The 24952-nt window shown below is 72.3% G+C and carries 24 protein-coding genes, 1 tRNA gene and 1 other RNA gene; 12 read left to right on the plus strand and 14 right to left on the minus strand.

Features of this window, described 5'->3' with window-relative positions; all coding sequences use genetic code 11:
• Positions 1-42 precede the first annotated feature (42 nt).
• On the plus strand, positions 43-1239 hold the full coding sequence (locus HNQ07_RS08345; protein WP_229831885.1) for a YbfB/YjiJ family MFS transporter: 1197 nt from the start codon (positions 43-45) through the stop codon (positions 1237-1239).
• A 93-nt stretch (positions 1240-1332) separates the two neighbouring features.
• Here HNQ07_RS08345 and HNQ07_RS08350 read toward each other — a convergent pair whose 3' ends face one another.
• The 6 genes from HNQ07_RS08350 to HNQ07_RS08375 form a co-directional block, all read right to left on the minus strand.
• Positions 1333-3120 (minus strand): WD40 repeat domain-containing protein, encoded by a 1788-nt coding sequence (locus HNQ07_RS08350; RefSeq protein ID WP_184110592.1) that lies wholly within the window; start codon positions 3118-3120, stop codon positions 1333-1335.
• A gap of 52 nt (positions 3121-3172) precedes the next feature.
• The gene (locus HNQ07_RS08355) at positions 3173-5620 is read right to left on the minus strand and encodes a glutamine--tRNA ligase/YqeY domain fusion protein (RefSeq protein ID WP_184110594.1); all 2448 of its coding nucleotides are present in this window, start codon (positions 5618-5620) and stop codon (positions 3173-3175) included.
• A 65-nt stretch (positions 5621-5685) separates the two neighbouring features.
• Positions 5686-6351, minus strand: a complete 666-nt coding sequence (locus HNQ07_RS08360; protein ID WP_184110596.1) for a hypothetical protein — start codon at positions 6349-6351, stop codon at positions 5686-5688.
• A 95-nt stretch (positions 6352-6446) separates the two neighbouring features.
• Entirely contained in the window at positions 6447-6902 is a 456-nt protein-coding gene (locus HNQ07_RS08365) for a Rossmann-fold NAD(P)-binding domain-containing protein (protein WP_184110598.1), read from the minus strand.
• Between the two features lie 178 nt (positions 6903-7080).
• The gene (locus tag HNQ07_RS08370; protein WP_184110600.1) at positions 7081-8265 is read right to left on the minus strand and encodes a S1C family serine protease; all 1185 of its coding nucleotides are present in this window, start codon (positions 8263-8265) and stop codon (positions 7081-7083) included.
• 65 nt (positions 8266-8330) lie between these two features.
• The gene (locus HNQ07_RS08375) at positions 8331-8690 is read right to left on the minus strand and encodes a hypothetical protein (protein WP_184110602.1); all 360 of its coding nucleotides are present in this window, start codon (positions 8688-8690) and stop codon (positions 8331-8333) included.
• A 122-nt stretch (positions 8691-8812) separates the two neighbouring features.
• Between HNQ07_RS08375 and HNQ07_RS08380 the strand changes: the two genes are divergently transcribed.
• Together HNQ07_RS08380 and HNQ07_RS08385 are read left to right on the plus strand one after the other, a co-directional pair.
• Complete coding sequence (locus HNQ07_RS08380; protein WP_184110605.1) at positions 8813-9505, plus strand: XRE family transcriptional regulator; 693 nt, start codon at positions 8813-8815, stop codon at positions 9503-9505.
• A 117-nt stretch (positions 9506-9622) separates the two neighbouring features.
• Positions 9623-10081 carry a gamma-glutamylcyclotransferase family protein gene (locus tag HNQ07_RS08385; RefSeq protein WP_184110615.1) on the plus strand — a complete coding sequence of 153 codons (459 nt, stop codon included), beginning with the start codon at positions 9623-9625 and terminating at the stop codon, positions 10079-10081.
• A gap of 60 nt (positions 10082-10141) precedes the next feature.
• Here HNQ07_RS08385 and rpsO read toward each other — a convergent pair whose 3' ends face one another.
• Positions 10142-10417 carry a 30S ribosomal protein S15 gene (rpsO, locus tag HNQ07_RS08390; protein ID WP_184110624.1) on the minus strand — a complete coding sequence of 92 codons (276 nt, stop codon included), beginning with the start codon at positions 10415-10417 and terminating at the stop codon, positions 10142-10144.
• Positions 10418-10635: 218 nt separating this feature from the next.
• Between rpsO and HNQ07_RS08395 the strand changes: the two genes are divergently transcribed.
• Both HNQ07_RS08395 and ffs read left to right on the plus strand, forming a co-directional pair.
• Positions 10636-10718 (plus strand) — tRNA-Leu (locus HNQ07_RS08395).
• 142 nt (positions 10719-10860) lie between these two features.
• Positions 10861-10959: signal recognition particle sRNA small type (gene ffs / locus HNQ07_RS08400), an RNA gene on the plus strand.
• Positions 10960-11013: 54 nt separating this feature from the next.
• On the opposite strand, the gene HNQ07_RS08405 is transcribed toward ffs, so the two are convergent.
• A complete protein-coding gene (locus HNQ07_RS08405; protein WP_184110625.1) occupies positions 11014-11202 on the minus strand; it encodes a hypothetical protein in 189 nt (62 codons plus the stop codon).
• A gap of 56 nt (positions 11203-11258) precedes the next feature.
• A complete protein-coding gene (locus tag HNQ07_RS08410) occupies positions 11259-11624 on the minus strand; it encodes a hypothetical protein (RefSeq protein WP_184110626.1) in 366 nt (121 codons plus the stop codon).
• 37 nt (positions 11625-11661) lie between these two features.
• Here HNQ07_RS08410 and HNQ07_RS08415 point away from each other — a divergent pair, with 37 nt between their 5' ends.
• The gene (locus HNQ07_RS08415; protein ID WP_184110627.1) at positions 11662-12384 is read left to right on the plus strand and encodes a carbonic anhydrase; all 723 of its coding nucleotides are present in this window, start codon (positions 11662-11664) and stop codon (positions 12382-12384) included.
• Between the two features lie 70 nt (positions 12385-12454).
• On the opposite strand, the gene HNQ07_RS08420 is transcribed toward HNQ07_RS08415, so the two are convergent.
• Together HNQ07_RS08420 and rpmF are read right to left on the minus strand one after the other, a co-directional pair.
• On the minus strand, positions 12455-13714 hold the full coding sequence (locus HNQ07_RS08420; RefSeq protein ID WP_184110628.1) for an aminopeptidase: 1260 nt from the start codon (positions 13712-13714) through the stop codon (positions 12455-12457).
• 138 nt (positions 13715-13852) lie between these two features.
• A complete protein-coding gene (gene rpmF / locus HNQ07_RS08425; protein ID WP_136391122.1) occupies positions 13853-14035 on the minus strand; it encodes a 50S ribosomal protein L32 in 183 nt (60 codons plus the stop codon).
• A gap of 137 nt (positions 14036-14172) precedes the next feature.
• Between rpmF and HNQ07_RS08430 the strand changes: the two genes are divergently transcribed.
• The 4 genes from HNQ07_RS08430 to HNQ07_RS08445 all read left to right on the plus strand — a co-directional run bounded on the left by HNQ07_RS08430 (position 14173) and on the right by HNQ07_RS08445 (position 17517).
• Positions 14173-14655, plus strand: a complete 483-nt coding sequence (locus HNQ07_RS08430; protein ID WP_184110629.1) for a hypothetical protein — start codon at positions 14173-14175, stop codon at positions 14653-14655.
• 69 nt (positions 14656-14724) lie between these two features.
• The gene (proB, locus tag HNQ07_RS08435; RefSeq protein ID WP_184110630.1) at positions 14725-15816 is read left to right on the plus strand and encodes a glutamate 5-kinase; all 1092 of its coding nucleotides are present in this window, start codon (positions 14725-14727) and stop codon (positions 15814-15816) included.
• A gap of 55 nt (positions 15817-15871) precedes the next feature.
• Positions 15872-16618 carry a glucodextranase DOMON-like domain-containing protein gene (locus HNQ07_RS08440; protein WP_229831884.1) on the plus strand — a complete coding sequence of 249 codons (747 nt, stop codon included), beginning with the start codon at positions 15872-15874 and terminating at the stop codon, positions 16616-16618.
• Entirely contained in the window at positions 16600-17517 is a 918-nt protein-coding gene (locus HNQ07_RS08445; RefSeq protein WP_229831883.1) for a DMT family transporter, read from the plus strand. Before HNQ07_RS08440 ends, HNQ07_RS08445 begins: the two co-directional genes overlap by 19 nt.
• A gap of 3 nt (positions 17518-17520) precedes the next feature.
• Here HNQ07_RS08445 and HNQ07_RS08450 read toward each other — a convergent pair whose 3' ends face one another.
• A complete protein-coding gene (locus HNQ07_RS08450) occupies positions 17521-18792 on the minus strand; it encodes a DUF4127 family protein (protein ID WP_184110632.1) in 1272 nt (423 codons plus the stop codon).
• Between the two features lie 97 nt (positions 18793-18889).
• Between HNQ07_RS08450 and HNQ07_RS08455 the strand changes: the two genes are divergently transcribed.
• The gene (locus HNQ07_RS08455; RefSeq protein ID WP_184110634.1) at positions 18890-20050 is read left to right on the plus strand and encodes an ABC transporter permease; all 1161 of its coding nucleotides are present in this window, start codon (positions 18890-18892) and stop codon (positions 20048-20050) included.
• Positions 20050-20736 carry an ABC transporter ATP-binding protein gene (locus tag HNQ07_RS08460; RefSeq protein WP_184110636.1) on the plus strand — a complete coding sequence of 229 codons (687 nt, stop codon included), beginning with the start codon at positions 20050-20052 and terminating at the stop codon, positions 20734-20736. Before HNQ07_RS08455 ends, HNQ07_RS08460 begins: the two co-directional genes overlap by 1 nt.
• 9 nt (positions 20737-20745) lie before the next feature.
• Here HNQ07_RS08460 and HNQ07_RS08465 read toward each other — a convergent pair whose 3' ends face one another.
• Positions 20746-21033: a hypothetical protein gene (locus HNQ07_RS08465; protein WP_184110638.1), complete on the minus strand. Its 288-nt coding sequence runs from the start codon at positions 21031-21033 to the stop codon at positions 20746-20748.
• 141 nt (positions 21034-21174) lie between these two features.
• On the minus strand, positions 21175-24888 hold the full coding sequence (gene pulA, locus HNQ07_RS08470; RefSeq protein WP_184110640.1) for a pullulanase-type alpha-1,6-glucosidase: 3714 nt from the start codon (positions 24886-24888) through the stop codon (positions 21175-21177).
• Positions 24889-24952 lie beyond the last annotated feature (64 nt).

Raw genomic sequence — 24952 nt, forward strand, 5'->3', positions numbered from 1 at the left:
CGACGGGGCCGGAGACCGCAGACCTGACCACCCGGCCACGGCGTGATCCAGGAAGGCAAAACCCGCCCGGCAGCCGGCGGCTCGGCCCTGCTGGACATGCTGGCCCTGTCGCTGGGGGCGGCGGTCGCGCTGGGCTTCGCACGCTTCGCGTACGCGCTGCTGCTGCCGGTGATGCGCGCCGACCTGGGCTGGTCGTTCACGCTGTCAGGTGCCATGAATGCCGCGAACGCGCTGGGGTATCTGCTGGGCGCGCTGGCCGCCACGCCGCTGTCGGGCCGCTGGGGCCTGAAACGGGTGTTCACGGGTGGGCTGCTGCTGAGCGCGCTGTCGCTGCTCGCGTGCGCGGCCACGGCCGCCAGTGCTCCGCTGCTGCTCCTGCGGCTGCTGGCTGGGCTGGGCGGCGCGCTGGTGTTCGTCAGCGGGGGCGGGCTGGCGGCGCTGGCGGCCCGCGCGCACCCGCAGCGCAGCGCCCTGCTGCTGGGCGTGTTCTACGGCGGCAGTGGCATCGGGATCGTGCTCTCGGCGCTGCTGCTGCCGCCACTGCTCGTGGGCGGCTGGCGGGGCGCGTGGGCGGCGCTGGGCCTCGCCTCGCTGGCGTGCCTGCTGCTGACGCTGCGGCCCCTGACGCGCTTCCCGGAGCGCGGCGCGTCCCCGCTGGACGGTGCCGCGCCCGCCCCGCTGCGCCCGCTGGCGTGGACGCTCGCTGCGTACGCGTGCTTCGGCATCGGGTACATCGCGTACATGACCTTCATCGTGGCCTTCCTGCGCGCGAGCGGGGCGGGCGCGCTGGTCACGCCGTTCTGGGCGTTGCTGGGCGCGGCCGTGGTCGTGAACCCGCTGGTGTGGCGGGCGCTCGCCACGCACGCCCGCGGCGCGCGGGCCATGGCCGTGCAGATGCTCACCCTGGCGACCGGCGCGGCTCTGCCGCTGCTGAGCACGCACCCCGCCGCGCTGTTCACGTCGGGCCTGCTGTTCGGCGTGAGTTTCCTGGCGGTCGTGACCTTCACCACCATCATCACCCGGCGCGTGCTGCCCGAGCACGCGTGGGCGCGCGGCATCGCGGCCTTCACGGTCGTGTTCGCTGCCGGGCAGGTCACGGGCCCGCTGCTCACCGGCGCGCTGGCCGACAGCGCGGGCGGCCTGCGCCTGGGCTTGGGCGTCAGCGCCGCGGTGCTGCTGCTGGGCGCCGGCCTGGCGTGGCGGCACCCCGCCGAGGGCGCGCCCCTGCCGGCCCGCTGACCGGCCTCACAGCGGTCTTCCGGTGACGGCAGGACAACACCATGGTGGGCTCCACGCAGGCCGCGGTCTGCTCCGGTGATCTGGTGACTGCTCTCAGGGCAGCACGTCGAAGACCGTGACGCTCCCGGCCTTGCCCAGCAGGCCCGCGCCGACGAGGAGCTGCCGGCCGCTGGCCGCCCACGCGAGCAGGCTGCTGACGTTGTTGAACGGGCCGGCGCTCGCCAGCAGCGCGCCGGTGGCCGTGTCGTACACGCGCAGGGGCGCGTCCTCGCCGCCGGTCAGCACGGCCAGCGCCTTGCCGTCCGGGCTGAAGCGCAGGCCGCGCACGGTGGCGGGCAGCGACACGGTCTTGTAGGGCGCGGCCGCGCCGGGGCGGATCAGGCCGATGCGCTGCTCACCGTCCTCGTCGGTGTAGTCGACGGCAACCGTGCCGCCGGGCGTGACCTGCAGGAAGTTCGCCTCGGCGCCGCTGGGCAGGCGGAAGGCGGTCTGCTGGCTCCCTGCACGCGGGTCGTAGCGCACGACGTTGCCCTCGTGCGGCACGATCAGCACGGCGCGGCCGTCTGGTGTGGGGATGGCCGCGTGGATGTCCTCCATGTCCAGCTCGTCGGACGTGACGCGGGCCGTGACCTTGCCGGTGCGCGCGTCCAGCACGGCCAGACCGTAGTACCCGCTGGCGACCGCGACCGTGCCGTCCGGCGTGGCATTCAGCGTCTCGTACTCGGCGTCCTCGTCCAGGGTGGCCAGGGCGCGCACCCGGCCGGCCTGGGTCACGCGGACCGTCGTGCCGTTCAGCGTCCACACGCGGCCCGCCTGGGCGTCGAAGGCGTACAGGTCGTCCAGCGGCCCCACGTTCAGGGGCGCGCCGCCGCGCAGCGGGCGGAAGTCGTCCACGCCCGCGTAGAACTTCCCGTCCGGTAGGAACGCGCCCAGCCACGCGTTCGACGACACCAGCTGAGTGCGGACATTCTCCACGTGCGCGGTGGGGTCGAAGCGGGCCACGCCGCGTCCCAGCGCCAGGAAGGTGCCGTCCGAACCGCGCGCCGCGCCGCCGGCGGACGGCACGCTGAAGCGCTGGCCCACCGCCTTGCCGCTCGCGATGTCGTAGGTCTGGCCGCGCCGGCCGCCCACATACACGAAGCGGTCGGCCGTGGTGAAGTACACGGCGCTGTCCTCGGTGCCGAAGTCCGAACCGTGCTCGATGTCGGTGACGTCGCCACCTGCGGTCAGGAGGAACGCCTCGTTGCCGGTGCGGACGACCACGGTCTGACCGTCCGGGCTGAAGGTGGCGGCCAGGCCGTCCGCGTCGTCCGCGAGTTCCGCCTCGGCCAGCACCTCGCCGCTGCCGAGGTCCACGAGCTGCGCGCTCCCGCTGCCCAGCAGCACCGCCCGCGCGCCGTCCGGGGACGCGACGAAGTCGTCCCACTCCTCGCCCACGTCCAGCGCCTCGAAGCGCTCCGGGCCGCTGGCGAGCGTGTTGCGCAGCAGGGCGCCGCGGTACATCACCAGCACGTTGCCGGCCGCGTCGAAGCCCAGGTGGTCGGCGTAGATCTGCCCGTGCCCGAGCGCCGCGCCGCTGTCCAGATCCCACACGGTCCATTCGCTGCGGGTCATGGCGGCCACGCGGGTGCCCTGCGGCGACACAGCCAGGAACCGCACGCCGCCCGCGAGGGTGTGCCACGCGCGCCCGACCTTCAGGTCGCGGCCGAGCACCATCACGGCGTTGTCGGCCGACACGGCCCAGCGGCCGCCGGACAGCGGCCGGGCGTGGTTCACGTCCGCGCCGGGCAGGGCGTACACCCCGGCCGTCCGCAGGGTCAGCGCGCCGGCGGTCCCGCCGAGGGAGAGGGACAGGGCGAGCAGCAGGGGAGACAGTCTCATATGCCCACTGTATGCGGGCGGACGGCCGGATTCCCGCTGGAATGCGTGCCGGTCAGGCGGGAGTGTTCAGTGCGGCGTCCAGCGCGTCCGACACCGCGTGCGGCTCGGCCTTCCCGCCGGTGGCGCGCATGACCACGCCGGTGAAAAAGCCCTTCAGGGCCGTCTTGCCGGCGCGGTACGCCTCCACGCGGTCGGGGTGGGCGGCCAGCGCGTCCGCGACGGCGCGGGCCAGGGCGTCGCCGCTGACGCCGGCGTCCAGGCCCTCGCGCTCGATCACGTCCAGCGGGGCGTCGCCGGTCTGCGCGGCCCGTGCGAGCGCCGCCCGGGCCACCCGCATGCTCAGGTCGCCCGCGGCCACCCTCGCGGCCAGCGGGGCCAGCGCCGCCGCGTCCACGCGCACGTCTCCGGCCCGCAGGCCGGGCGCGAGATCGTTCACCGCCCACGACGCGACCTGCCCGAAGGTGGCGTCCGGCACGGCCCCTGCCAGGAACGCCAGCAGCGCCGGGTCGCGCGCCACCGTGCGGGCGTCTGCGTCGGCCGCGCCCAGGCCACTCAGACGCAGGGCGTCGGCCTCCTGTTCGGGGCTCAGGGCGGGGGCCTTCCCGGCGTCCACCTTCGTCCGGGCGTCCTCGACTTTCGCTCCTCGGCCCTCGGCCCTCTGATCCCGGCCCTCTGCCTTCGTCTCGGCGCGGCCCCAGGTGTCCTTCAGGGTGATGATCCGCCCGAACACCAGCGCGTCCTCACGGCTGTCCACCGGGTCGCGCCAGAAGTAGCCCTGCCGCTCGAACTGGTAGCGGGTGTCGCGCGGGTCACCGAGCACGCTGGGTTCCACCACGCCGCGCGTGACGCGCAGGCTGCCGGGGTTCAGGTAGCGCAGGAAGCCGGCGTCCACGGGGGCGGCGTCGTCCTCCAGCGCCGCCTCGTCCGGGTCGAAGTGCGCGTCCGGCTCGGGCTCGAGGTCGTCCTCGTGCTCGCCCTCGGGGTTCGGCACGCGGAACAGGCGGTCGTACAGGCGGAACTCGGCCGGCACGCCCTGCGCGGCGTCCACCCAGTGGATCACCCCGCCGGCCCGCGCGTCCTCGCCCAGCAGCGTGGCGTGCAGGTGCGTGACGCGCCCGTCCGCGTCCGCCTCGAACGAGTCCGCGCGGATGACGCCCGCGCCGCGCAGGCGCACCGTGCCGCCCGGCGTCAGGCGCTTGTAGCCCTTGGGCGGCGCCGGGTTGAAGTCCTCGCGCTCGATGTACAGCTCCGGTCCGATCGGCACGGCCCGCACCGCTTCCTCCGGCCGCACGCGCCCGCCGCCCGGCACCCCCACCAGCCCGTCCGGCGAGCCCGCCACGACGTCGAAGGGCCAGTAGGGGAGGCTCAGGGTGCCGCTCTCCAGGCCGCGGACCGTCACGCGGACGGGGTCCAGCACGGCCATCACGCGGGGCGCGCGGTGGTTGAGGTCCTCGCGCACGGCGTTCTCGTACACGGCGAGGTCCACGGTGCGGTTGGTGCGGCTCACCCCGATCTGCGCCGCGAAGGCCCGCACAGCCCCCGGCGTCACGCCCAGGCGCCGCTGGGCGCGCAGGGTCGGCATGCGCGGATCGTCCCAGCCGTTCACGAAGCCGCCCTCGATCAGGCGGCGCAGCTTGCGCTTGCTGGTGATCGTGTACTCCAGGCCCCGGCGTCCGAACTCGTACTGGTGCGGGCGCGGCTCGAAGCCCAGGCGCTCCATCAGCCAGTCGTAGATGGCGCGGTTATCCACGAACTCCAGCGAGCACATGGAGTGCGTGACGCCCTCGATGGCGTCCTGCAATGGGTGCTGGAAGTCGTACATGGGGTAGATGCACCACGCGCTGCCCTGCCGGTAGTGCTCGCCGCGCAGGATGCGGTACAGCACCGGGTCGCGCAGCTTCATGTTGGGGCTGGCCAGGTCGATCTTCGCGCGCAGCACATGTGAGCCGTCCGGAAACTCGCACGCCCGCATGCGGCGCAGCAGGTCCAGGTTCTCCGCGGGCGTGCGGTCCCGGTACGGGCTGGGGGTGCCGGGCGTGCGCGGATCGCCGCGCAGCCGCGCCATCTCGTCCGCGCTGACCGAGTCCACGTACGCGTCGCCCTGCCGCACGAGCTGCTCGGCATACGCGTAGTACTGCTCGAAGTAGTCGCTGGCGTAATAGAAGTGGTCGCCCCAGTCCCAGCCGAGCCACTTCAGGTCGTCGGCAATGGCGTCCACGTATTCCTGCGTGGCGAGGTCGGGGTTGGTGTCGTCCATGCGCAGGTGGTAGCGCCCGCCGTACTGCGCGGCCGTCTGGAAGTCCAGGAACGACGCGAACACGTGGCCCAGGTGCGCGTACCCGCTGGGTTCCGGCGGAAAGCGGGTCACGACCTGCGGGTACCGGCCGCTGGTCAGGTCACGTTCGATGATCTCGGTGATGAAGTTCGGCGCGACACTGGGCGCAGCGCTGGGAGCGTCGCCCGGAGCAGGGTGAAGCGGCGTGGGGCCGGGAGCGGTCATGCCCGTCAGGATAGCCGCGCCGCGCGGGACGTGCCGGAACCGGGCTATCAATCGCCGCCGGGCGCTCACTCCAGGCGGGACAGCGCCGCGCGGGCCACGGCCTGGAGGTCGCGCTCCTGCGCGTCGCCGGGCGCCACGGCCAGCGCCGCCTGGAACGCGCGGCGGGCCCACGCGCTGTCCCGCAGGTCCACGGCGACCAGCCCGACCTGCACCAGCACGCGCAGGTCGGCCGGCGCGTGGGTCTGGGCGTCGGCGGCCAGGTGCCGCGCCGCGCTGGGATCGCCGCCACCGAACACGCCGGCCCGCGCCCACGCGCCCGAGTGCCAGCGGGCCAGCGCGGCGCGCGTCTCGGCCGCGGCGGGGTCCAGGGCCAGGCTCCGCTCGTACTCGCTGCGGCACGACCACGACAGCCGGTACGCGCCCAGCGTGTACCCGCCGCGCGCGGCCTGCGAGCACAGCACGGTGCCCAGCGTCCGGTGCGCGCCGGCATCCTGTGGCGCGGCGCGGGTGGCGGCGCGGCCCGCGTCGGCCGCCCGGCCCAGCCACATGCCGGGATCGGCCGCGTGGTACAGCGCCTCGGCCAGCGCGGCCTCGCTCGCGGTCACGTCGTCGCCGGCGGCGCGGGCCGTGTCGTAGGCCTGGGCATACTGGCCCGCCGCCAGCAGGCTGGTGGCCGGCGACGCGGCAGCGGTCGCCAGGGTCGCGGTGAGGAGCAGGGCAGGAGCGCGCACGGTGCCAGTGTGCCAGCCCCACATGAACCCCACGCACAGACGCGGGCCGGTCGGGACTGCACCCCGACCGGCCCACAGGCCCCCTCGCCGTGCTGCTACGCGGCGGGCACCTCGGCGGCTTCGCCCTCGGGCGTGCGGCGGCCCCGGGCGGGACGCTCCGCGGTGGTGTCGGGGGCGGCGCTCACGCGGGCCAGCGTGTCCGCGAAGGCGCGCAGCGCGTCACCGCCCTCGAGTTCCGTGACGGCGCGGGCGTTCAGCGCCGAGAGTTCCTCGCGGGTGACGGCGTACTCGGGCGCGTCGTGGCCCTTGAGGCCCTGGAGCACGCGGTAGGCGGTCGCGGCCTGGATGGTCGCGCCCTTGGTCGTGGTCAGGGTGGCCTCGCTGGTCATGCCCTGGCCGATCAGCGTGACGGTCTCCGCGCTGATCAGCGTGACCCGGTCGCCGCGTTCCTCCATGTGCGCGGCCAATTGCAGCAGGCTGCGCAGGTCGAGCATGGTGTGGAACAGCTCCAGGTGGGCGAGCATCGCGCCGGCTTTTTTCAGGGTGTCCATAGCCGCATTATTCTGTTAAATGCGTAATTGTCAAGTGCCGTTCTTGAAGCCTGCTCACGAGGGGCGGAGAGTAATGGTGCTCAGAGTCGTGCTGGAGGGGGAAAATTGCCCGTGGGGCATTGCCGGGCAAGGAGACGCCGGCGAGCGTGTGTCCGCTCGCCGGCTCTTCTGTTACCGCTCAGTTATTGATCTTCGTGCTGCCGGTCAGGGTGAGGGGAATCTTGAGGGTCTTGCCGTCGCGCAGCACCGTCAGCGTGACGGTGTCGCCAACCTTGTACGACCGCACGGCGTACTGGAACTGGCTGAAGTTCAGCACGCGCTTGCCGTTTACCTCGGTCACGATGTCGCCGGACTCGCGTTCCTGATCGGTGTTCAGCCGCAGGGGCTTGAGGCCCGCGAGCGCCGCCGGGCTGCCCGCGCTCACGCTGGTGAAGAACGCGCCGGCCGTCGGACCCAGCTTCAGCGCGTCGCTGAGCAACTTGAAGCCCTCCTCGTCCAGCATGAACGCCGGGTTGAATTGCGGCGCGAGGCCAACGCCGATCTGCGGCGCGTCGCGCTTCACGCCGGTCTTCAGCTCGGCCAGCAGCGCGTCGGTGGCGGTCACCGGCACGGCGTACGAGCGGAACACGGCGGTGGCTGGATTCGCGGGGTCGAAATTGCTGCCCGGCGTCAGCCGGATGTAGCTCACGATGCCGGTCAGTTCGCCCCGGACATTCACGATCGGCCCGCCGCTGTCGCCGGGAATCAGGGGCGCGTCGAGTTCCAGGGTGCCCGGCGGGAAGTCCGCGCGGCCCGCGTCGGCGTTCAGCGCGATCAGGCGGCCGTTCTTGGCCGTCAGGAAGGCGCCGTTGCCGTTCCCGACCGCGAGTTCCAGGTCGCCCACCGTGGGCAGCTTGGCGGCCAGCTTCAGGTACGGCGTGTTCGCGGGGACATTCACGCGCAGCAGGGCGATGTCGTTCTGCTCGTCAAAGCCCAGCACCTGCAGGGCGTAGCGCTTCTTGTCGACGGTCTGGGCGCTCAGGGCGCGGGCCTTGGCGACCACGTGGTACGCGGTCAGCGCCAGCCCGTCAGCGGAGATCAGCACGGCCGAGCCGACGCCGTCGGGCGACGCGCAGTTGGTCGGTGGGCACTGCTCGATGCGCAGGGTGGCGGGGCGCACCTTGGTGAACAGGGCGGCCAGTGCCTTGGTCTCGGCCGCCGTGACCGGCGCGGCGGTGCGCGCGCGCGGCGCAGTGGGTGAGGTGGCCTGCACGACGGCCGTGGTGGCGGCGTGGGCCGCTCCCGCAAGCAGCGCCGCACCCAGCAGCGCGGTGGCGATGGTCGACGGAGCAACGCGCCCCGGGCGGGCGGATTCGGGGGTCATGATGCATTCTGCTCTGCGCGTACCCGGGGGTGTGTGGCGTGTCTTCCCATCCTGCCGCCCGGTCCTCACGGCTGCCGGTCGGCGGGGGGGTCGAAGGGCTGCGGCGTGGCGGGCAGACCCAGGCGGCGCTCGACCAGCTGGCCCAGACGGGCCAGGATGCCGGGGCCGCTCCAGCCGGTCACGCACGCGGCGGCCAGCAGCAGCGCGGCGGACGTTCCCGTGGGCAGGGTGACGGCCAGCAGCGCCACGACGCTCAGCGCGGCGATGCCGGCGGCGACCGCCAGGGCCACGGTGGAGCGCACGCGCAGCGGGCCGGGGGCGGCGAGCTGCCGGGCCAGCTGCGTGACGGTGCCGGCGGCGAAGGCTGTGGCCAGGGTCGGCAGCCACTGCAGCAGGGCGAAGGTGGGGGGTGCGACGTCGGACATGATGGCCTCCTCAGTGAGTACGGTGAGAACAGAATCGGATGTGTAGCGTAGTATGACTGCAGACATAATTCAAGTGTGGCGGTATTCATTCACTCCCCATCCAGACGGCTACACTGCCCTGCATGCCCCCGACCCAGGACCCTGGCCTGCCCGCATGGCTGCGCGCCCACCGCACCGCTCTGGGCCTGCGCCAGGCCGAGATCAGCGAGGCCACCCGCGAGCACGGCGGGCCGGACGCGCACATCACCCAGTCATACCTCAGCCGCCTGGAAGCGGGCAGCCGCCCCGTGCACGCCCTGACGCCCGCCCGCCAGGACGCCCTGCGCCGCGCGCTGGACATCAGCGCCAGCGAGTGGGTCGCCCGCACCGGGCTGCCGCTGCTGGGGCCGCCCCCCGGCGACGACGTCCTGAGCACCCTCGACCTCGTGCGTGTGCCGGTGCGGGCGCTGGCCACCGCCGGGCTGCCCGTCACCGAGGACAACGCCAGCATCATCGACCATGAACTCGTACCGGCGCGCGACCACCGGCCCGGCATGCTGGTGCTGGAGGTAAATGGCGACTCCATGACCACCGAGGCCGGAGGCATCCGCCCCGGCGACCGCATCTACGTCGATCCCGGCGACCTCGACCTGCGCGAGGGCCGCATCTACGTCCTGCACGTGCCGGGCCTGGGCCTGACCGTCAAGCGCCTGCGCCGTTTCGGACCGGCGCTGTGGCTCACCAGCGACAACCCGGACCACCCGCCCGTCAAGCCCGAGGAAGTCACGGTGGTCGGCCGGGTGTACTTCCACCAGCCGCAGGGTCAGCGGCTGTAGTGGCCGTCGTGGCGGCCTCCCGAGGGACGAGAGCAGAGGCGTTGCAGGAACTGAATGCCCCTCCAGCCCTTCCCCGGACGTGCGGGACGGAACCGGAATGCGTATAACAGGAAGCCGATGACGTCCCCCGGCGCGCCCCTGCTCACCTCGGTCTTCGTGTACGGCACCCTGATGCCCGGTGAGCGCAACGAACATGTCGCCCGGCAGGGCGGAACGTTCCGCGCCCGGCCGGCCACCCTGCGCGGCCACCGCCTGATCGACCTGCGCCCGGAGGCGTACCCCGGCGTGGTGCCCGGCGACGCGGCCGACGCCGTCAGCGGCCACGTCCTGACCTACGACCCGGCGGCGTGGCCCCACGCGCTGCCCTTCCTCGACGCCCTGGAGGGCCTGGACGAGTCGCCGCCCCTGTACACGCGCAAGGCCGTCACCGTGGAGGTGGACGGCCACGACGAGGCCGCGTGGGTGTACGTGTACGCCCGCACGGACCGGCTGGCACGGGCAGGAGCCGTGAGCGTGCCCGGCGGCGACTGGCGCGCCGTGCCGGATCGTGGGCTTCCCACGGGCGGCGACCGCTGAAGTCAGGGCACGTGAAAACCGCCGCTCCACACGGGAACGGCGGTCGGTGATGTCGAGGGCTTAGCGGACGATGCGCTGGCCGCGGCGGATCTTGAGCTGATCCGTCAGGGCGATGTACTGGTCGTAGTCGGTGCGCTCCAGGTACTTCAGCAGGCGGCGGCGCTGGCCGTTCAGGATCTGCAGGCCGCGCTGGCCGTGCTTGTCCTTGCGGTTGGCGTTCAGGTGCGCAGCCAGGTTGTTGATGCGCTCGGTCAGCAGCGCGATCTGCACGTGGGTGCCGCCGGTGTCCTTGTCGTGCTTGGCGTGGGTCTGGATGGTCTGCTTCTTGTCGATCATGTTGAGCCTCTCGTGTTGCGGGATGTCCCGCGCGCAGCAGCCCGGCAATATCCACCGTGGTGGGCCTGGACCGCTTGCGGCGGCAAACGTGAACATACCACGCGCCGGGGGTGAGCGGTCAAGGCACGGCCAGCGCCACGGCCCACGCGCCGCTGCGTCTCGGCTTGACAGTTCCCGGGGGCGCCCATAGTATGACGTCCGCCCTTCAAGCACCCTGGGCTCGGGTGGCGGAATTGGTAGACGCGCACGTTTGAGGGGCGTGTGGGCAACCGTGTGGGTTCAAGTCCCATCCCGAGCACCAGACCAGCGCCGGAATCCATATGGGTTCCGGCGCTTCCCATTCGGGCCGCGGGTGTGGTGCCCCCGGGCTCGGGGCCGGCCCCTCGCCGGCCTTGTTTGGGATGTAGGAAGCTCCGCTCCTGTGTGCTATCGTCTACGGCGCATTGCTGGCGCAGCGCAGCGTGGACGCCTGAACCTGGTCAGGGCCGGAAGGCAGCAGCCATAAGGGATGATCCGCGGGTGCCGTTGCTCACCGGCAATGCTTTTTTCATGCCGTGAACCGCCGACCCGGCCCTGCCAGCCGCGCTGCGGCGGCCTCAGCGGGTCAGGCGGTCGAGGAGCGGCTGCGCGCTGAGGCGCCGGGCTAACCTCACCTCGCGCTCGGCCCGCAGGTGCAGGTCGGCGGTCAGCCACTCGCCGTGGTACTCCCACCACCCGGGCCGGCGCGCCCGGTCGGGCAGGGACGTGGGCAGGGTCGCCGCGCCGAAGACCAGGAGTCCGTTCATGCCGCCAGGATGGCCCCACGCCGTCACCGGGGCGTCTGCTCCGTGTCAGTGCGCGGTCAGCGGGTCTTGCTCTGGAGCACCAGGGCCTGCGTTTCTTTTACCACCGCCAGGTCGCGCAGCCGCTCGGCGTCCAGATCGCCGGCCTGCGCGAGCGCGTCGGCCTTCTTGCGGTCGATGGCCGCGACCTCCAGCGCCGCCGCGTCCCCGAAGACCTCGCGGAAGCGGTCAAGCGGGTACTCGACGCGGCGCGAGACCTTCAGCGCCGCGCGGTACAGGTCCGTCTCGGCGTGCTCACCGCTGCCCAGCGCGGCCTTGATGCGCGCGCCCAGCTCGTCGCGTTCGGCCTCCAGGCCCTGGATGGTGTCGCGCAGCGTGGCGTAGCGCTCCAGCAGGTCGCTCAGGCCGGGGGCGTCGTCCGTCATGGTGTCAGGATACGGCCGGGCCGGTAGCATGGCGTCCATGGACGATCCCGCTGAAGTGGTGGCCGCCGACCTGCAACGCCGCATCCTCGACGCCATCCGCCGTGGGGCGAGCATGGAGGACATCGCCGAGCTCAAGGACGCCGACGTGCAGTCGCCGGACGCGGCCATCCAGGCGCTCAAGGACGGCAACGCGCGCTTCTTCAGCGGGCAGGTGGCCCGCCCGGAGATCGGCGCGAACGAGCGCCGCGCGCACATCATGGGCCAGACGCCCTACGCCGCCGTGCTGGCGTGCAGCGACAGCCGCGTGCCGGTGGAGATCGTGTTCGACCAGGGCCTGGGGCAGCTGTTCGTGGTGCGCGTGGCGGGCAATGTGGTCGGTGACGCCGGCCTGGGCACCCTGGAATACGCCATCGAGCACCTGGACGTGCAGCTGATCATGGTGCTCGGCCACGAGGGCTGCGGCGCGGTCGCCGCCGCGCTGCTGCCCGAGGACAAAGTGGAGCAGGAACCCGAGCACCTGCGCGCCCTGATCCGCTGCATCCAGCCCAGCGTGCACGGCCTGCCGGCCATCCGCGACAAGAAGGCCCGCATGCGCGAGGCCGTGCTGAACAACATCCGTCACCAGGCCCAGCTGCTGCGCGAGCACCCTCTGATCCGCCGGGCGGAACAGGAGGGCCGCATCCGCGTGGTCGGCGGCTACTACGAGATCGGGTCCGGCGCGGTGGACTTCCTGGTCGAGGACGAAGACCTGCTGCCGTAAGGGGCCGGAAGCCAAGCACGGAGGGCGGAGCGCCGGGACATCCCGGGTGCTCCGCCCGCTGCTCCCGGCGTCAGATCACGAACTCGCCCGCGCGCATCACCGGCTCGCGGGTGCCATCCTTCGCCACGCCGTCCACGTCCATCTGCGCGGAGCCGATCATCCAGTCCACATGCGTCAGGCTGTCGTTACCGCCCGTGGCGAGGAAGTCCTCCAGCGTCATGTCCACGCCACCCCGGACGTTGAAACGGTACGCGCTGCCGATGGCGATGTGCGACGCGGCGTTCTCGTCGTACAGGGTGTTGAAGAAGAACAGGCCCGAGCGGCTGATGGGGCTGGACGCGGGCACCAGCGCGACCTCGCCCAGGCGGTGGCTGCCCTCGTCGGTCTCGATCATGCGCGTCAGGGCGTCCTGACCCTGTTTGGCGCTCGCGCTCACGATACGGCCCTCCCTGAACTCGATGCGGATGCCGTCGATCAGCACGCCCTGGTACGACAGGGGCTTGGTGCTGACCACCACGCCGTCCACCCGCTCGCGGTGCGGGGCCGTCCAGACCTCCTCGGTCGGGATGTTCGCCGTGAAGGTGATGCCGCCGGGCGTGTCGGCCGCGCCGCCGCCCCAGATGTGACCCTGCGCGAGGCCCACGGTCAGGTCGGTGTCGCCGCCCCTGAAGTGCAGCGCGTGGTACTGCTTGGCGGTCAGCACGTCCCGCCGGCGCTTCAGGTGCGCGAGGTGTTCGTGCCACAGCGCCACGGGGTCCGGCTGGTCGGCGCGGGTCGCCGCGAAGATCGCGTCCCACTGCTGCTCGACGGCCGTCTCGGCGCTGGCGTCCGGGAACATCAGCTGTGCCCAGCCGGGAATGGGAGCGCTGATCAGGTTCCAGTTCAGGCGGTTGGTCATGACCTGCTGCGAGTACGGCCGGCGGTACGTGGCCAGGGCCTTCTGGTACGCCGCCACGCGCGCCTGGTCCACCCCGCCCAGCAGGTTCGGGTCGGTCGCGCGGATCGCGATCACGGCGCCGCCCGCGTTCGCGGTTTCCAGCTCCGCGTCCACCCGCCACCGGCTCAGGGTCTCGAAGGTGCCGTCCGGCGCCAGCTCGAAGCGGGCCAGCACTACGTCGTCGTCGTCCCAGCGGACGTCCACGAAGCTCGCGCCCGCCGCGTAGGCCTCGCGCACGATCACGCGGGCCAGCGGCGCGGTGTCCACCGGGGCCTGCACCAGCACGCGCTGGCCGGGCGTGACGCCCAGGCCCACGCGCACGGCCAGCCGGGCGTAGTTGCGGAGTTTCTCGTCGAAGGTCAGCGCCGGGGCGCTCGCGGTTGGGGCGGTCATCCGCCGAGGATACCGGCCGCGTCTGGGCGCGGGGCGACCCGCCGACCAGCCATGCGGGACGCGGCGCGCGGCGCCGGCCATGACACCGGGCATGAAAAAAGCTCCCGCGTGGGGAGCTTCATTCGCGTGCGGGGCGTCTCAGACGGCCAGCACCTGACGGCCGTCGTAGTAGCCGCAGCTGGGGCAGATGTGGTGCGAGAGCTTCTTCGCGTGGCAGTGGGGGCACTCGCTGAGGTTGGGGGCGGTCAGCGCGTGGTGGCTGCGGCGCATGTCGCGCTTGCTCTTGCTGGTCTTCTTCTTGGGAACGGGGTGCTTCGCCATGATTTCACTCCTCGGACGCCACTCGGCGCGTCTCGCCGGGGCAACTGCTCGGCCGCTCACGGCGTCGAGACAACAGCGGGGACTATATCACGCCGCGGGCCGTGATGGGAATGGGCACGCACGTACGGTGAACGTCGATGACCGGCCGCGCCCTGCACGCCATCCGCGCCGAACTCGCCGCCCAGTTCCAGTTGGGCGCCCACAGCCTTCACGGTCCAGGGCACTGGGCGACGGTCGAGGCGCACGTGGTCCGGCTGGCCGAACCGGGCGGCGGGGACGTGGAGGTCTGCCGCTGGTTCGCCGTGTTCCACGACGCGGCGCGCCTCAGCGAGGGCCACGACACCGGCCACGGCGCTCGGGGCGCGGCCCCGGTGCGGCACTTCCGTCCCCGCCTGCCCGTGGACGGTGACCAGGTGGGCGTCCTGGCCGAGGCCTGCTCCGGGCACGAGCGGGGCCACACCTCGGCCGACCCGACCATCGGCGCGTGCTGGGACGCGGACCGGCTGGACCTCGTGCGGGTGGGCGTGGTGCCGCGGCCCGAGTTCATGGGCACCGCGGCGGGGCAGGCCGCCGCCCGCGACCGGGCGTGGTGGCGGCGGACGCCGGCCGGCCAGGGCTGAGCGCCGGAAACCCATCCCGGCTGGACGTGCCGCCCGGAGTCCCGCGCGGGCCGCACTATGCTGCCCGGCATGCGGGTGGTTCTCAAGGTGGGCACGAGCGTCCTCACGGCCGGCACGGACCGGCTGCACCGTCCCCGGATGGTGGACCTGATGCGCGGCCTCGCGGCGGTGCGCGCCGCCGGGCACGAGGCGGTGCTGGTGACCAGCGGCGCGGTGATCGCCGGCTGGGAGGCGCTGGGCTTCCCCCCACGCGACCGCACCGTGGCCGAAAAGCAGCTGCTGGCGGCTGTCGGTCAGGGCCGGCTGATGCACCAGTACGCGCAGCTGGCCGACATCTACGGCCTGACAGTCGCGCAGGTGCTGCTGATCGCGGACGACTTCCGCGACCGCACCCGCTACCTCAACGCCCGCACCGCCCTGGACACCTGCCTGGCACGCGGCGTGATGCCGGTCATCAACGAGAACGACGCCATCGCGCTCGAGCAGCTCAAGGTGGGCGACAACGACACGCTGTCGGCCTTCGTGGCGAACCTCGTCGAGGCGGACCTGCTGGTGATCCTGACCGACGCGCCCGGCCTGTACACCGCCGACCCGCGCACCCATCCGCACGCCACGCTGATCCCGGTGGTGGAGCGCGTCACGCCGGAGATCTGGGCACTGGCGGGCGGCGCGGGCTCGCACCGCGGCACCGGCGGCATGCACACCAAGATCCAGGCGGCCGAGATCGCCACCCGCGCGGGCACGCCCGTCGTGATCGCCCCGGGCGACGCGCCGGACGCCCTGCTGCGGATCGTGCAGGGCGACGCGCTCGGCACGCGCTTCGTGGCGGCCGTCTCGCGCCTGGAAGCGCGCAAGCGCTGGATCCTGGCGGAGGTCGCTGCCGGGCGCGTGGTGCTGGACGACGGCGCGGCCCGCGCGGTGCGCGAACGCGGCGGCAGCCTGCTCCCGGCGGGCATCCGCGCCGTCGAGGGCCGCTTCGACCGGGGGCACACGGTCCGGCTGGTCTCCGCCGATGGGCAGGAAATTGCGCGCGGCCTGAGCCGCTACGCGGCCGCGGACCTCGCGCGCATCGCCGGGCGGCACTCGCGCGACATCGAGGACGTGCTGGGCTTCACGTACGGCCCGGAGGCCGTGCACCGCGACGACCTCGTGCGTCTGTAGGCACGGCTGGAGGCAGCCCGGCGGCCACACGTCCGCGCCGCCTATACTGGCGCGCGTGCTGTCGCTGCTCGCCGCTGCCATGCTCACCATCCCGGACCCGGCCGGTGACGCCCGCGGGGACGGCGGATACATCCTGCCGACCCGCCCCGCCCTGAGCCAGGATGCCCTGGACATCCGCTCGTTCAGCGCGCAGCCCCAGCCCCAGAGCAGCGGTCTGCGCGTGACCGTCACCTTCGGCCAGATGGGCAATCCGTGGAACGCGCCCAGCGGCTACTCGGCCGGCGTGACCGACATCTTTGTGAAGACCGGCTTCGGCGGGCAGACCACGCTGGCCGACACCGGCCTGCGGGTGCGCGGCTCCGGCGGGTGGCAGTACCACCTGCGCGTCACGGGCTTCACCACCACGCTCGAGGGCCTCGCGGAGGACGGCAGCGGCCTGCGCCGGCTCGCTGCGCCGCAGATGCGGGTGTCCGGCACCAGCGTGGTGATCGACGCGGCCATTCCCCCCGGGTCGTACGCGTACTGGGTCACGAACTCGGTGTACTCGCCGCTGTCGGCCGACGGCGTGCTGCGGCCCACCCGCAGCGGCGGCCCGACCGCGCTCCAGGCGGGCCGCGCCGACTCGCCCGTGCCGGTGGACGTGCTCGCCCCGCCGGGCGACCGCGGCGCGTACACGGACCACACCGTGGCCCCGCTGGGCGAGACGCGCGGCGCCGCCACGCTGATCCTGGCGGGCGTGGGCGCGCTGGGCCTGCTGATCACGCTGGGCGCGACCATCGCCGTGTGGCGCCGCTCCCGGTGACGGCTCGTCCGGTCACCGCCGGGACCGCCGTCCGCCGCGCGCCGCTGCTGATCCTCACGGCGGCGGTGCTGTGGGGTCTGCTGGGCATCCTGGGCAAGAGCGCCCAGGCGGCGGGCGTGTCGCCGCTGGAGGTCGCGTTCTGGCGCGCGACCCTGGCGGGCGGCCTGTATGCCCTGCACGCGGGCGTGATCCGCGCGCCACTGCCGCGCGGGCGCGACCTGTGGATCACGGCTGCCTTCGGCGTGGCCGGCGTGAGCGTGTTCTACGGCACGTACCAGCTCGCCGTGCGGGCGGGCGGCGCGAGCCTCGCCTCGGTGCTGCTGTACACCGCGCCCGCCTTTGTGGCCGTGATGGGCTGGGCCTTCTGGCGCGAGCGCCTGGGCTGGAAGGAACTGGGGGCCGTGGTGGGCACGCTGCTCGGCATCGCGCTGATCAGCTTCGGGGGCGGGCAGGGCGTGACCGTCAGCGCGCCCGCGCTGGGCTTCGGGCTGGCCGCGGGCTTCACGTACTCGCTGTACTACCTGTACGGCAAGGCCTTCTTCCACCGCTACGCGCCGCCCGCGCTGCTCGCGGTGGCCCTGCCGGTGGGCGCGCTGGGGCTGCTGCCGCTGGTGCACTTCTCGCCCAAGACGCTGTCCGCGTGGATCAGTCTGCTGGCCCTGTCGTTCTTCAGCACGTACCTCGCGTACCTGGCGTACAGCGCGGGCCTGCGTCACCTGAACGCCACACGTGCCAGCGTGATCGCCAGCCTGGAGCCGGTGGTGGCGGCGGTGCTGGCCGCCGTGCTGTACGCCGAACGCCTGTCCCCGCTGGCCCTGCTGGGCGCCGCCCTGGTGATCGGCGCGGCCCTGGCCCTCAGCCTGCGCAGTTCCGAGGAACCGCACCCGCCGGTCGAGTGAGCGTCAGGGCTGGGCGTCCGGCGTGAGGTCGAACTCCCACTCGAAGGAGCGGCCCCACGGCAAGAAGGCGTCTTTCAGGGTGTACTCGTTGCCCACCCGCAGCGGGAAGAACTCCTTCGCCAGCGTCAGGAGCTGCGCCTGCGCGTCCTGTCCGGCCAGCGCCGACTCGGGCAGGGCCCGGCGCAGCAGCGCGCGCACCCGGGCGCTGTAGATCACGTCGTTGGCGTACTCGCGGGCCAGCAGCGCGTCCTGACGGACTGCGCTCGCGCCGTCCAGGGCCAGCTTCGCGTGCGCCAGCGCGCTGCCCAGGTTGTTGCCCGGCGTGCCCCACGCGGCCAGCGCCTCCAGGTTGGCGGTCTGGCGCAGCGTGCTCAGGTCTGCCCACAGGCGCGGATTGCCGGTGTTCACCTGCGCCACGTCCGCGACCGCCACCGGCCCCGCGCGCAGCAGAGAACTGACGCGGATGGCCGCCCGGCGCGCGTCGCCGCCGTTGTACACGTACAGCGTCAGGTCGGCCGGGCCGGACTCGGTGACCTCGAAGCCGCTGGCGTGCGCGTGGTTCACCGCGCTCTGCGTCAGCGGAATGCCCTCGTAGCGCATGACCGCCTGCGCGGCCCCCGGGTCGCTGTACTCCACGCGCAACGTGCGCCCGCGCGGTGACAGGGCGCGGGCCGCGAGCATCGACAGCACCTCGTCTGCGCCCGGGTACACCCGCACGTTCGCCGGTGCGTCCTGCGCCAGCGCGGCTCCCTCGGCCGGCGACGGACTGCCGGGCAGCGCGTCGTCCCACGTGACGTGCAGCTCCGCGAAGACCCCCTCGCGTGCCCAGCCGATCATGGCCCGCACGACCTCCAGGTTGCGCGCCCGGTCCGTCGCGTCCGGCTCGCGCGGCAGCGTGATGAAGGCGTACACCGGCTGGTCCGTGCGCGCGTGCCACGCCCGGACCAGCTCCAGCCGGGCCAGCGCCTCGGGGACCGTCAGGGCGCTCGTGCGCGACTGCACCAGTCCGCCGTAGGCCACGGCGTCCAGCGCCACCACCAGTGGGCCGTCCACCGGCTGCACCTCCAGCCACGCGCCCAGCGCCAGCGGATCGGCGCCGCGCTGCGCGGTGCCCAGCAGGTCGGAGGGCGGCACGTGCGGCGCGCCGCCCTCCAGCCCGGCGATCAGGGCGGGCAGCACCCGCGTGGCCGGACGGGAATCCAGCGGAATCAGGGTCTGGGCGCCGGCCACGCCGGACAGCAGCAGGACGGACGCGAGCAGGGAAGCAGGCCGCATGCCGCCCAGCGTAGGCAAGAACCATGAGTGGCCCGCACACGCGCATGTGTAAGCGGCCACGCACATGTGTCCCGCCCCGCTCGGCGTACGCTCAGGCGTGACCCCGACCGACCTGTGGCGACTCGCGTGGCGCGGCCTGACCCGCCGGCGCGTCCGCACCCTCCTGACCGCCCTCGGGATCACCGTGGCGGTCGCCAGCATGGTGATCTTCCTGTCGCTCGGCGAGGGCATCCGCAAGGTGTTCACGCAGCAGCTCGGCGGCATCGGCCCGGACATCCAGGTGAGCCTCACGCCGCTGTCGCAGGGCATGGCGCTGCACCCCAACCTGCCCAGCAAGACCGCACAGGACATCACTGCGCTGTCCGGGGAACTCGGGATCCAGACGGTCACGCCCGTGATCATGGCCGTACGGGGTGGGCTGGACGTCACGCAGAGCGTCGTGCTGTACGGCCTGCCCGCCGCGCAGGGCATCGCGGCGGTGTTTCCGAACGCCGCGGTCGCGCAGGGCCGGGCGCTGCAGGCCCAGGACGAGGGCCTGGGCGTGGCGGTGGCGGGTGCCAAGGCCGCGCAGAACCTGCGCCTCAAGATCGGCAGCACCCTCAACCTCAACCGCCGCAGCCGCGTGAAGGTCGAGGGTATCCTCGCGCCGGAATCCGGGCTGGTGGACAACTTCATCTTTTTGCCGCTGGGCACCTTGCAGCGCAGCGAGGGCGCCGAGGACCGCGTGTCGCTGGTCGCCGTGAAGCTGGACGATCCGCGGCAGGCCCGCACGGTCGCCACCGCCCTCGCAAAGAAACTCGATCTGGAGGCCGCCACGCAGTCGGATTTCCTGAGTTTCCTTGACCGCGCCCTGAAGATCAGCGACGCCGTGCGCTTCGGCATCTCGCTGATCGCCCTGGTCGTGGGCGGGCTGGCGGTCGCCAACACCGTGATGATGGGCGTGTACGAACGCATCCGCGAGTTCGGCACGCTGCGGGCCATCGGCGCGCGGCCCGGCTTCGTGCGTGCGCTGGTGCTCAGCGAATCGCTGCTGCTGTCGCTGGTCGGTGGGGTCGGCGGGGTGCTGCTGGGCCTGGTCGGCATCTGGGTCGTGAACCTCTACACCCAGCAGCTCGCCGGAATCGACGCCGCCGCCCTGACGCCGCGCCTGACACTGCTCGCGCTGGGCATCAGCCTGTTGCTGGGGCTCCTCTCGGGCCTGCTGCCCGCCCGCGCCGCCAGCCGCCTGAACATCACCGACGCCCTGGGGAGGGTCTGATGACCGCCGCGCCCCTTCCCACCCTGCACGTCGAGCAGCTCTCGCGCATCTACCCCAGTGGCGACGGGCAGGTGCAGGCCCTGGCCCCCCTGACGCACACCTTCCCGCCGGGTCTGACCGCCGTGGTCGGCCCCTCGGGCAGCGGCAAGAGCACCCTGCTGAACCTGCTCGCCGGCTTCGACACGCCCACCACCGGCACCGTCAGTGTCGGCGGCACGGTCCTGACGACCCTGACCGAGACGCAGCGCGCCGACTTCCGGCTCAAGCACTACGGCTTCGTGTTCCAGAATCACAACCTCGTGAGCATCCTGACCGCGCTGGAGAACGTGGAGTTTCCGCTCATGCTGGCCGGGATGCCGGTACGTGAACGCACCGACCGTGCCCGCGCGCTGCTCGCCCTGGTCGGTCTGGAGAAACGCGCCGGGCACCTGCCCTCCCAGCTCTCCGGCGGCGAGGCCCAGCGCGTCGCCATCGCCCGCGCCCTGGCCGGCAATCCCGAGCTGCTGCTGTGCGACGAACCCACCGGCAACCTGGACTCCAGAACCGGCGAACTGGTGCTCGGCCAGCTCCAGGACGCCGCGCGGCAGGGGAGAACGGTCGTGCTGATCACCCACGACCGCGAGATCGCCGCGCTGGCCGACCACCACCTGCAAGTCCGGGATGGCGTCGTGAGCGCGGTGGACTGAGCTGGAGGCTCAGGCCTGCGGTGTGGCGGGTGTGGACGGCTCGCCGCGAATACCGGCAATCGTCGCCTCGACGAGTTCGCGGAAGCCGCCGCGGTGCATGGCGGTCAGCAGTTCGATGGTCTTGGCGGCGCTGCCCTCGAACGCGAAGCCCGTGTTGTTCAGGTGGCAGCCGTTCAGGGCGGTGCCGCCGGTGCCGCTGTAGATCAGGAGGCAGTCGTCAAAGGTGCAGTTCCTGAACTGCTTGTCGTCGAGTTCGATGCGCTGCTTGGTGAAGGTCTGCTGTTCGATGACTTGCATGGTGGTCTCCTGTGGGCCGGTCTCGGCTCTGCACGGTACGGGGCGTGGGGACCGGACGTCAAAGGGGCTGAGGATCAGAGGGCGCTGGAGGTCCGGCGCAGCATCCTCTGACCCCAGGGCCCTCCGTACCCCCGCTCTGACTTACTTCCCGACGAACACGGCGGTGGTCAGGCCGGGCACGGTAACGGCGCTGCCCGCGTAGCGGCTGGTCTTCACGGCAGCGTCGGTGCTGGCGGCCAGCGCGGGGTGCAGCGTGAGGTTCAGCCCCTGCAGGGCCGGGTTCGTGACGGTCACGGGCGCGCCGCTGCCGTTGAAGACCACCACGATGTTCCGGTATGGATTGGTGGAGCTGACCGCGCCGCTGAGTTTCACGGCGATCACGCCGGGCTGCTGCTGGGGGCCGGTATTCAGGAAGGTCAGGGCCTGCTGCACCTGCGCGGCGGTGTCCAGGCGGAACAGGGTGCTGGAGTAGCGCACGCGCAGCATCTCGCGGTAGTGGTCGAAGGCGCGCACGATATTGGCGGGCGTGACGCGCATGGCCGGATCGCCCAGAATGGCCCGGTACAGCGGCCAGTTCCCGCTGTTCTTCTCGGCGGGCGGCAGGCCCCGGCCGAAGCCGTTGGTCTTCAGCGACCAGTCCAGGGTATTGAACCAGTCGCCGCTGTTGTAGCTGTCGGTGTCGAAGGACTTGGAGCGAAGGATGTCGTCGCCGGCGTAGCTGAAGGGCAGGCCCTGGCCGAGCAGCACCACGCTGTTGGCGAGGTTCTGCATGCGGGTGCGCTGCGCGCCCGTCGCCGTCTTCGGGGCCTTGAGGAGCACGGCGTCGAACAGCGTCTGGTTGTCGTGCGCGCTGACGTAGGTGATCGCCTCGCGCGGACTGGCCGCGTAGCCGGTGGGCTGGCCGCCGTAGTCGACCTGTGCGCCCGTCACGGTCTGGCCGCTGGCGTCGGTGAACTTGAAGTCGCGCAGGTTGCCGGTCAGCCCGATCCGCACCTGATCGGCCAGTTTCAGAGCCCTGGCCCGGTCGGTGTTCTGCGGCTGACCGTTCGGCACCGTGAACAGTCCCGTGGCAAAGCCCTGATCCTGGAGGCCGCCGAAGGGATTGCCGCCGCGCACGGCGTCGCGCACGCGGTCGTTGAAGGTGCCGATCCCCTGGCCGTACAGGTTGAGCTGGGTGGCGTTCACGCCGCGCTGGTTGCCCTGCACCTCCCCGAAATTCCAGCCCTCGCCGTAGAGGTAGATGGCCCTGCCGTCCACGCCGTCCTTCTGCACGGTCAGGGCGTCCAGCGCTCGGCGGACAGCCTGCATGTCCGCGACCATGTGGTGACCCATCAGGTCGAAGCGGAAGCCGTCGATCTTGTAGGCCCGGGCCATCAGCACCAGCGTGTCCACCATCAGCCGGCGCATCATGGTGTGCTCGGTGGCGGTGTTCGCGCAGCACGTGGAGTTCTCGACGCCGCCGTTCGCGTTCAGGCGGTGGTAGTAGCCGGGCACGACCCTGTCCAGCACGCTGCGCTCGGCCTGCCCGCTGGCGGCGGTGTGGTTGAACACCACGTCCTGCACCACCCGCAGTCCGGCGCCGTTCAGGGCCATCACCATCTGGCGGTACTCCTTGGTGCGCTGGGCCGCGTTCACGGCGTAGCTGCCCTCGGGCACCATGTAGTGGTACGGATCGTAGCCCCAGTTGTACGCGTCGGCGTCCTTCACGGCGTTTACGGCCTTCTGCTGCTCCTCGCTGTCCGGCGGGAACGCGCTCAGGTCCGGCGTGACCTTCCACTTCGACTTGTCCTCCTCGATGGTGGCGATGTCGAAGGTCGGCAGCAGGTGGATGGCCTTCAGGCCGGCGTCGGCCAGGGCCCTGAGGTGCGTCATGCCTGCGCTGCCGCTCTGCGTGAAGGCCAGATACGTGCCGCGCTGCGCGGCGGGCACGGTCGGGTCCGCCGCGCTGAAGTCGCGCAGGTGCAGCTCGTAGAAACTCAGGTCGCCCGCGCTGCGCAGGGCAGGTTTTTTCAGGGCGTCCCACCCGGCGGGTTTCTGGGCCGCGTCGTTCAGGTCCACGATCACGCTGCGGGCGCTGTTCACGCTCAGCGCCACGGCGTACGGATCGGTCACGACGTTCGTCTCGATCTTGCCGGTGCTGGGCGCGTAGACCTTCACCTCGTAGCGGTAGCCAAGGCCGCGCCAGCTCTGGTTGCCGGCGGCCGACCATACCCCCTTCGCGTCGCGGGTCATGGCGACGGTGCGTTCACCCTGGCCGTCCGCGTTCGAGAGCCGCAGCTTCACGTCCTGCGCGGTCGGCGCCCACAGGCGCAGGGTGGGCACAGCGCCCTGCCACGTCACGCCCAGCGGGCCGTCGTAGGCGGCCACGTCGTCCAGCGCCCACGCGGTCTGCACGCCGGTCGCGTCCAGCACCGTGCCGTCGGGCATCACGCTGCTCACGGCGAGCTGCCCGCGCAGCGCCCCGGCGATCTTCGCGCGGTCCTCGGCGCGCACCTGCAGCAGCCGGTAGCCCGCCAGGTACGGCACCTTCGCCTTCTGCGCGGTGCTGAGGCCACCCGGCACCTCCTCCAGCGTGATCGTGCTGCCGCCGCTCACGCCGTCCGCGCCGAGCTTCAGGCCCGCGTCCAGCGAGACGTGCAGCGTCAGGAAGGCGCCCGGCTGCGCCAGCTCCGGCTTCACGGCGAGCTGAGTGGCGCTCAGCATGATCGCCTGCTGCTTGCTCAGGTCGCCCACCACCCGCACGGTGGTGTCGGGGCGGGTGGTGTTCACGGCGGCGTTGCCGCTCACGATCCATGCCTGGGTGCCCATCTCTCGGGTCAGGAGCATGTCCGGCCCGGGATCTTTCTCGTCGCCCTTGTGGATCAGGAAGCCCAGTTTTGTCCAGTCGGTCTTCATAGGCACGTCCCAGTACACCCCGAAGCTGCTCTTGCCCGTCTGGTTCAGCGGTTTGTCCCACGTCACGGTGGCCGTGGTGTCCTCCCACGCGTGCAGGCCCCAGCCGCCGTACTGCCCGTCCGGGCGGTAGTAGTTGATGCGGACACTGCCGGCCGGCACGGGCGGGTCGCTCAGCGCGGCGGGCGCGCCGTACGCGAAGTCGGCCTTGCCGCTCGTGACCGTGACCTCGTGGCCCTTCGTGGGATCGGCGAACAGGTCGGGGCCTGGGTCCTTCTCGTCGCCCCTGTGAACGATGAAGCCCACCTTGGCCGCGCCGGGTTTGAGGGGCACGTCCCAGTACGCGCCGCCGGCGTCCACACCCGTCTGCGGCAGCGGCTTATCCCACGCGACGGTCGCGGTGGTGTCCTCCCACACGTGCAGGCCCCAGCCGGTGTACTGGCCGTCCGGGCGCACGTAGCGCACGCGCAGGACATTCGCCGGGATCGGCTGCGCGGTGGACGCGGGCGCGGGCGCGGTCGTGGGGGCAGGCGTCGCGGGGGCAGCCGGCGCGGCCTGGGCCGCGGGCGCCTTGGTCGCGTCCACGTTCAGCGGGGCGCCCTTCGCGTAGGCCACGTTCGCACTGCCGGACTTCAGAAACAGTTCCCGGCCCCTGCTGAGGTCGAGGAACAGGTCCGGGCCGGGGTCTTTGGTGTCGCCCTTGTGGATGATGAAGGCAACCTTCTGCGCGCCGGTCTTCAGCGGCACGTCGAAGTACGCGCCCCAGTCGTCCTTGCCGGTCTGCACAAGGGGTTTGTCCCACGTCAGGGTGGCCGTGGTGTCCTCCCACGCGTGCAGGCTCCAGCCGGTGTAGTTGCCGTCCGGTCGCTGGTAGTGGATGCGGGCCGTGTTCGGGGGCAGGGCGGACTGCGCCGCGGCCGAAGCCAGCAGCGCGAACGTCAGGAACGTCGCAGGTCGTCTCATGGTGGTACGCCGAGTGTACTGGCCCGCGCGTCGCGTGGTCTGTCTCAAGCCCTCTTGACGCCCG

The sequence above is a fragment of the Deinococcus metalli genome, from assembly GCF_014201805.1.
GTDB classification, from domain to species: Bacteria; Deinococcota; Deinococci; order Deinococcales; family Deinococcaceae; genus Deinococcus; species Deinococcus metalli.

What these genes read in the sequence shown, in the direction of transcription:
- HNQ07_RS08365 (WP_184110598.1), bottom strand. Translation starts at nt 6,902, where the DNA reads ATGGACACCCTGAAAAAAGCCGGCGCGATGCTCGCCCACCTGGAGCTG.
- rpsO (WP_184110624.1), bottom strand. Translation starts at nt 10,417, where the DNA reads ATGATCGACAAGAAGCAGACCATCCAGACCCACGCCAAGCACGACAAG.
- HNQ07_RS08380 (WP_184110605.1), top strand. Translation starts at nt 8,813, where the DNA reads ATGCCCCCGACCCAGGACCCTGGCCTGCCCGCATGGCTGCGCGCCCAC.
- proB (WP_184110630.1), top strand. Translation starts at nt 14,725, where the DNA reads ATGCGGGTGGTTCTCAAGGTGGGCACGAGCGTCCTCACGGCCGGCACG.
- HNQ07_RS08415 (WP_184110627.1), top strand. Translation starts at nt 11,662, where the DNA reads ATGGACGATCCCGCTGAAGTGGTGGCCGCCGACCTGCAACGCCGCATC.
- HNQ07_RS08375 (WP_184110602.1), bottom strand. Translation starts at nt 8,690, where the DNA reads ATGTCCGACGTCGCACCCCCCACCTTCGCCCTGCTGCAGTGGCTGCCG.
- rpmF (WP_136391122.1), bottom strand. Translation starts at nt 14,035, where the DNA reads ATGGCGAAGCACCCCGTTCCCAAGAAGAAGACCAGCAAGAGCAAGCGC.
- HNQ07_RS08450 (WP_184110632.1), bottom strand. Translation starts at nt 18,792, where the DNA reads ATGCGGCCTGCTTCCCTGCTCGCGTCCGTCCTGCTGCTGTCCGGCGTG.
- pulA (WP_184110640.1), bottom strand. Translation starts at nt 24,888, where the DNA reads ATGAGACGACCTGCGACGTTCCTGACGTTCGCGCTGCTGGCTTCGGCC.
- HNQ07_RS08405 (WP_184110625.1), bottom strand. Translation starts at nt 11,202, where the DNA reads ATGAACGGACTCCTGGTCTTCGGCGCGGCGACCCTGCCCACGTCCCTG.
- HNQ07_RS08460 (WP_184110636.1), top strand. Translation starts at nt 20,050, where the DNA reads ATGACCGCCGCGCCCCTTCCCACCCTGCACGTCGAGCAGCTCTCGCGC.
- HNQ07_RS08385 (WP_184110615.1), top strand. Translation starts at nt 9,623, where the DNA reads ATGACGTCCCCCGGCGCGCCCCTGCTCACCTCGGTCTTCGTGTACGGC.
- HNQ07_RS08370 (WP_184110600.1), bottom strand. Translation starts at nt 8,265, where the DNA reads ATGACCCCCGAATCCGCCCGCCCGGGGCGCGTTGCTCCGTCGACCATC.
- HNQ07_RS08465 (WP_184110638.1), bottom strand. Translation starts at nt 21,033, where the DNA reads ATGCAAGTCATCGAACAGCAGACCTTCACCAAGCAGCGCATCGAACTC.
- HNQ07_RS08430 (WP_184110629.1), top strand. Translation starts at nt 14,173, where the DNA reads ATGACCGGCCGCGCCCTGCACGCCATCCGCGCCGAACTCGCCGCCCAG.
- HNQ07_RS08420 (WP_184110628.1), bottom strand. Translation starts at nt 13,714, where the DNA reads ATGACCGCCCCAACCGCGAGCGCCCCGGCGCTGACCTTCGACGAGAAA.
- HNQ07_RS08350 (WP_184110592.1), bottom strand. Translation starts at nt 3,120, where the DNA reads ATGAGACTGTCTCCCCTGCTGCTCGCCCTGTCCCTCTCCCTCGGCGGG.
- HNQ07_RS08355 (WP_184110594.1), bottom strand. Translation starts at nt 5,620, where the DNA reads ATGACCGCTCCCGGCCCCACGCCGCTTCACCCTGCTCCGGGCGACGCT.
- HNQ07_RS08410 (WP_184110626.1), bottom strand. Translation starts at nt 11,624, where the DNA reads ATGACGGACGACGCCCCCGGCCTGAGCGACCTGCTGGAGCGCTACGCC.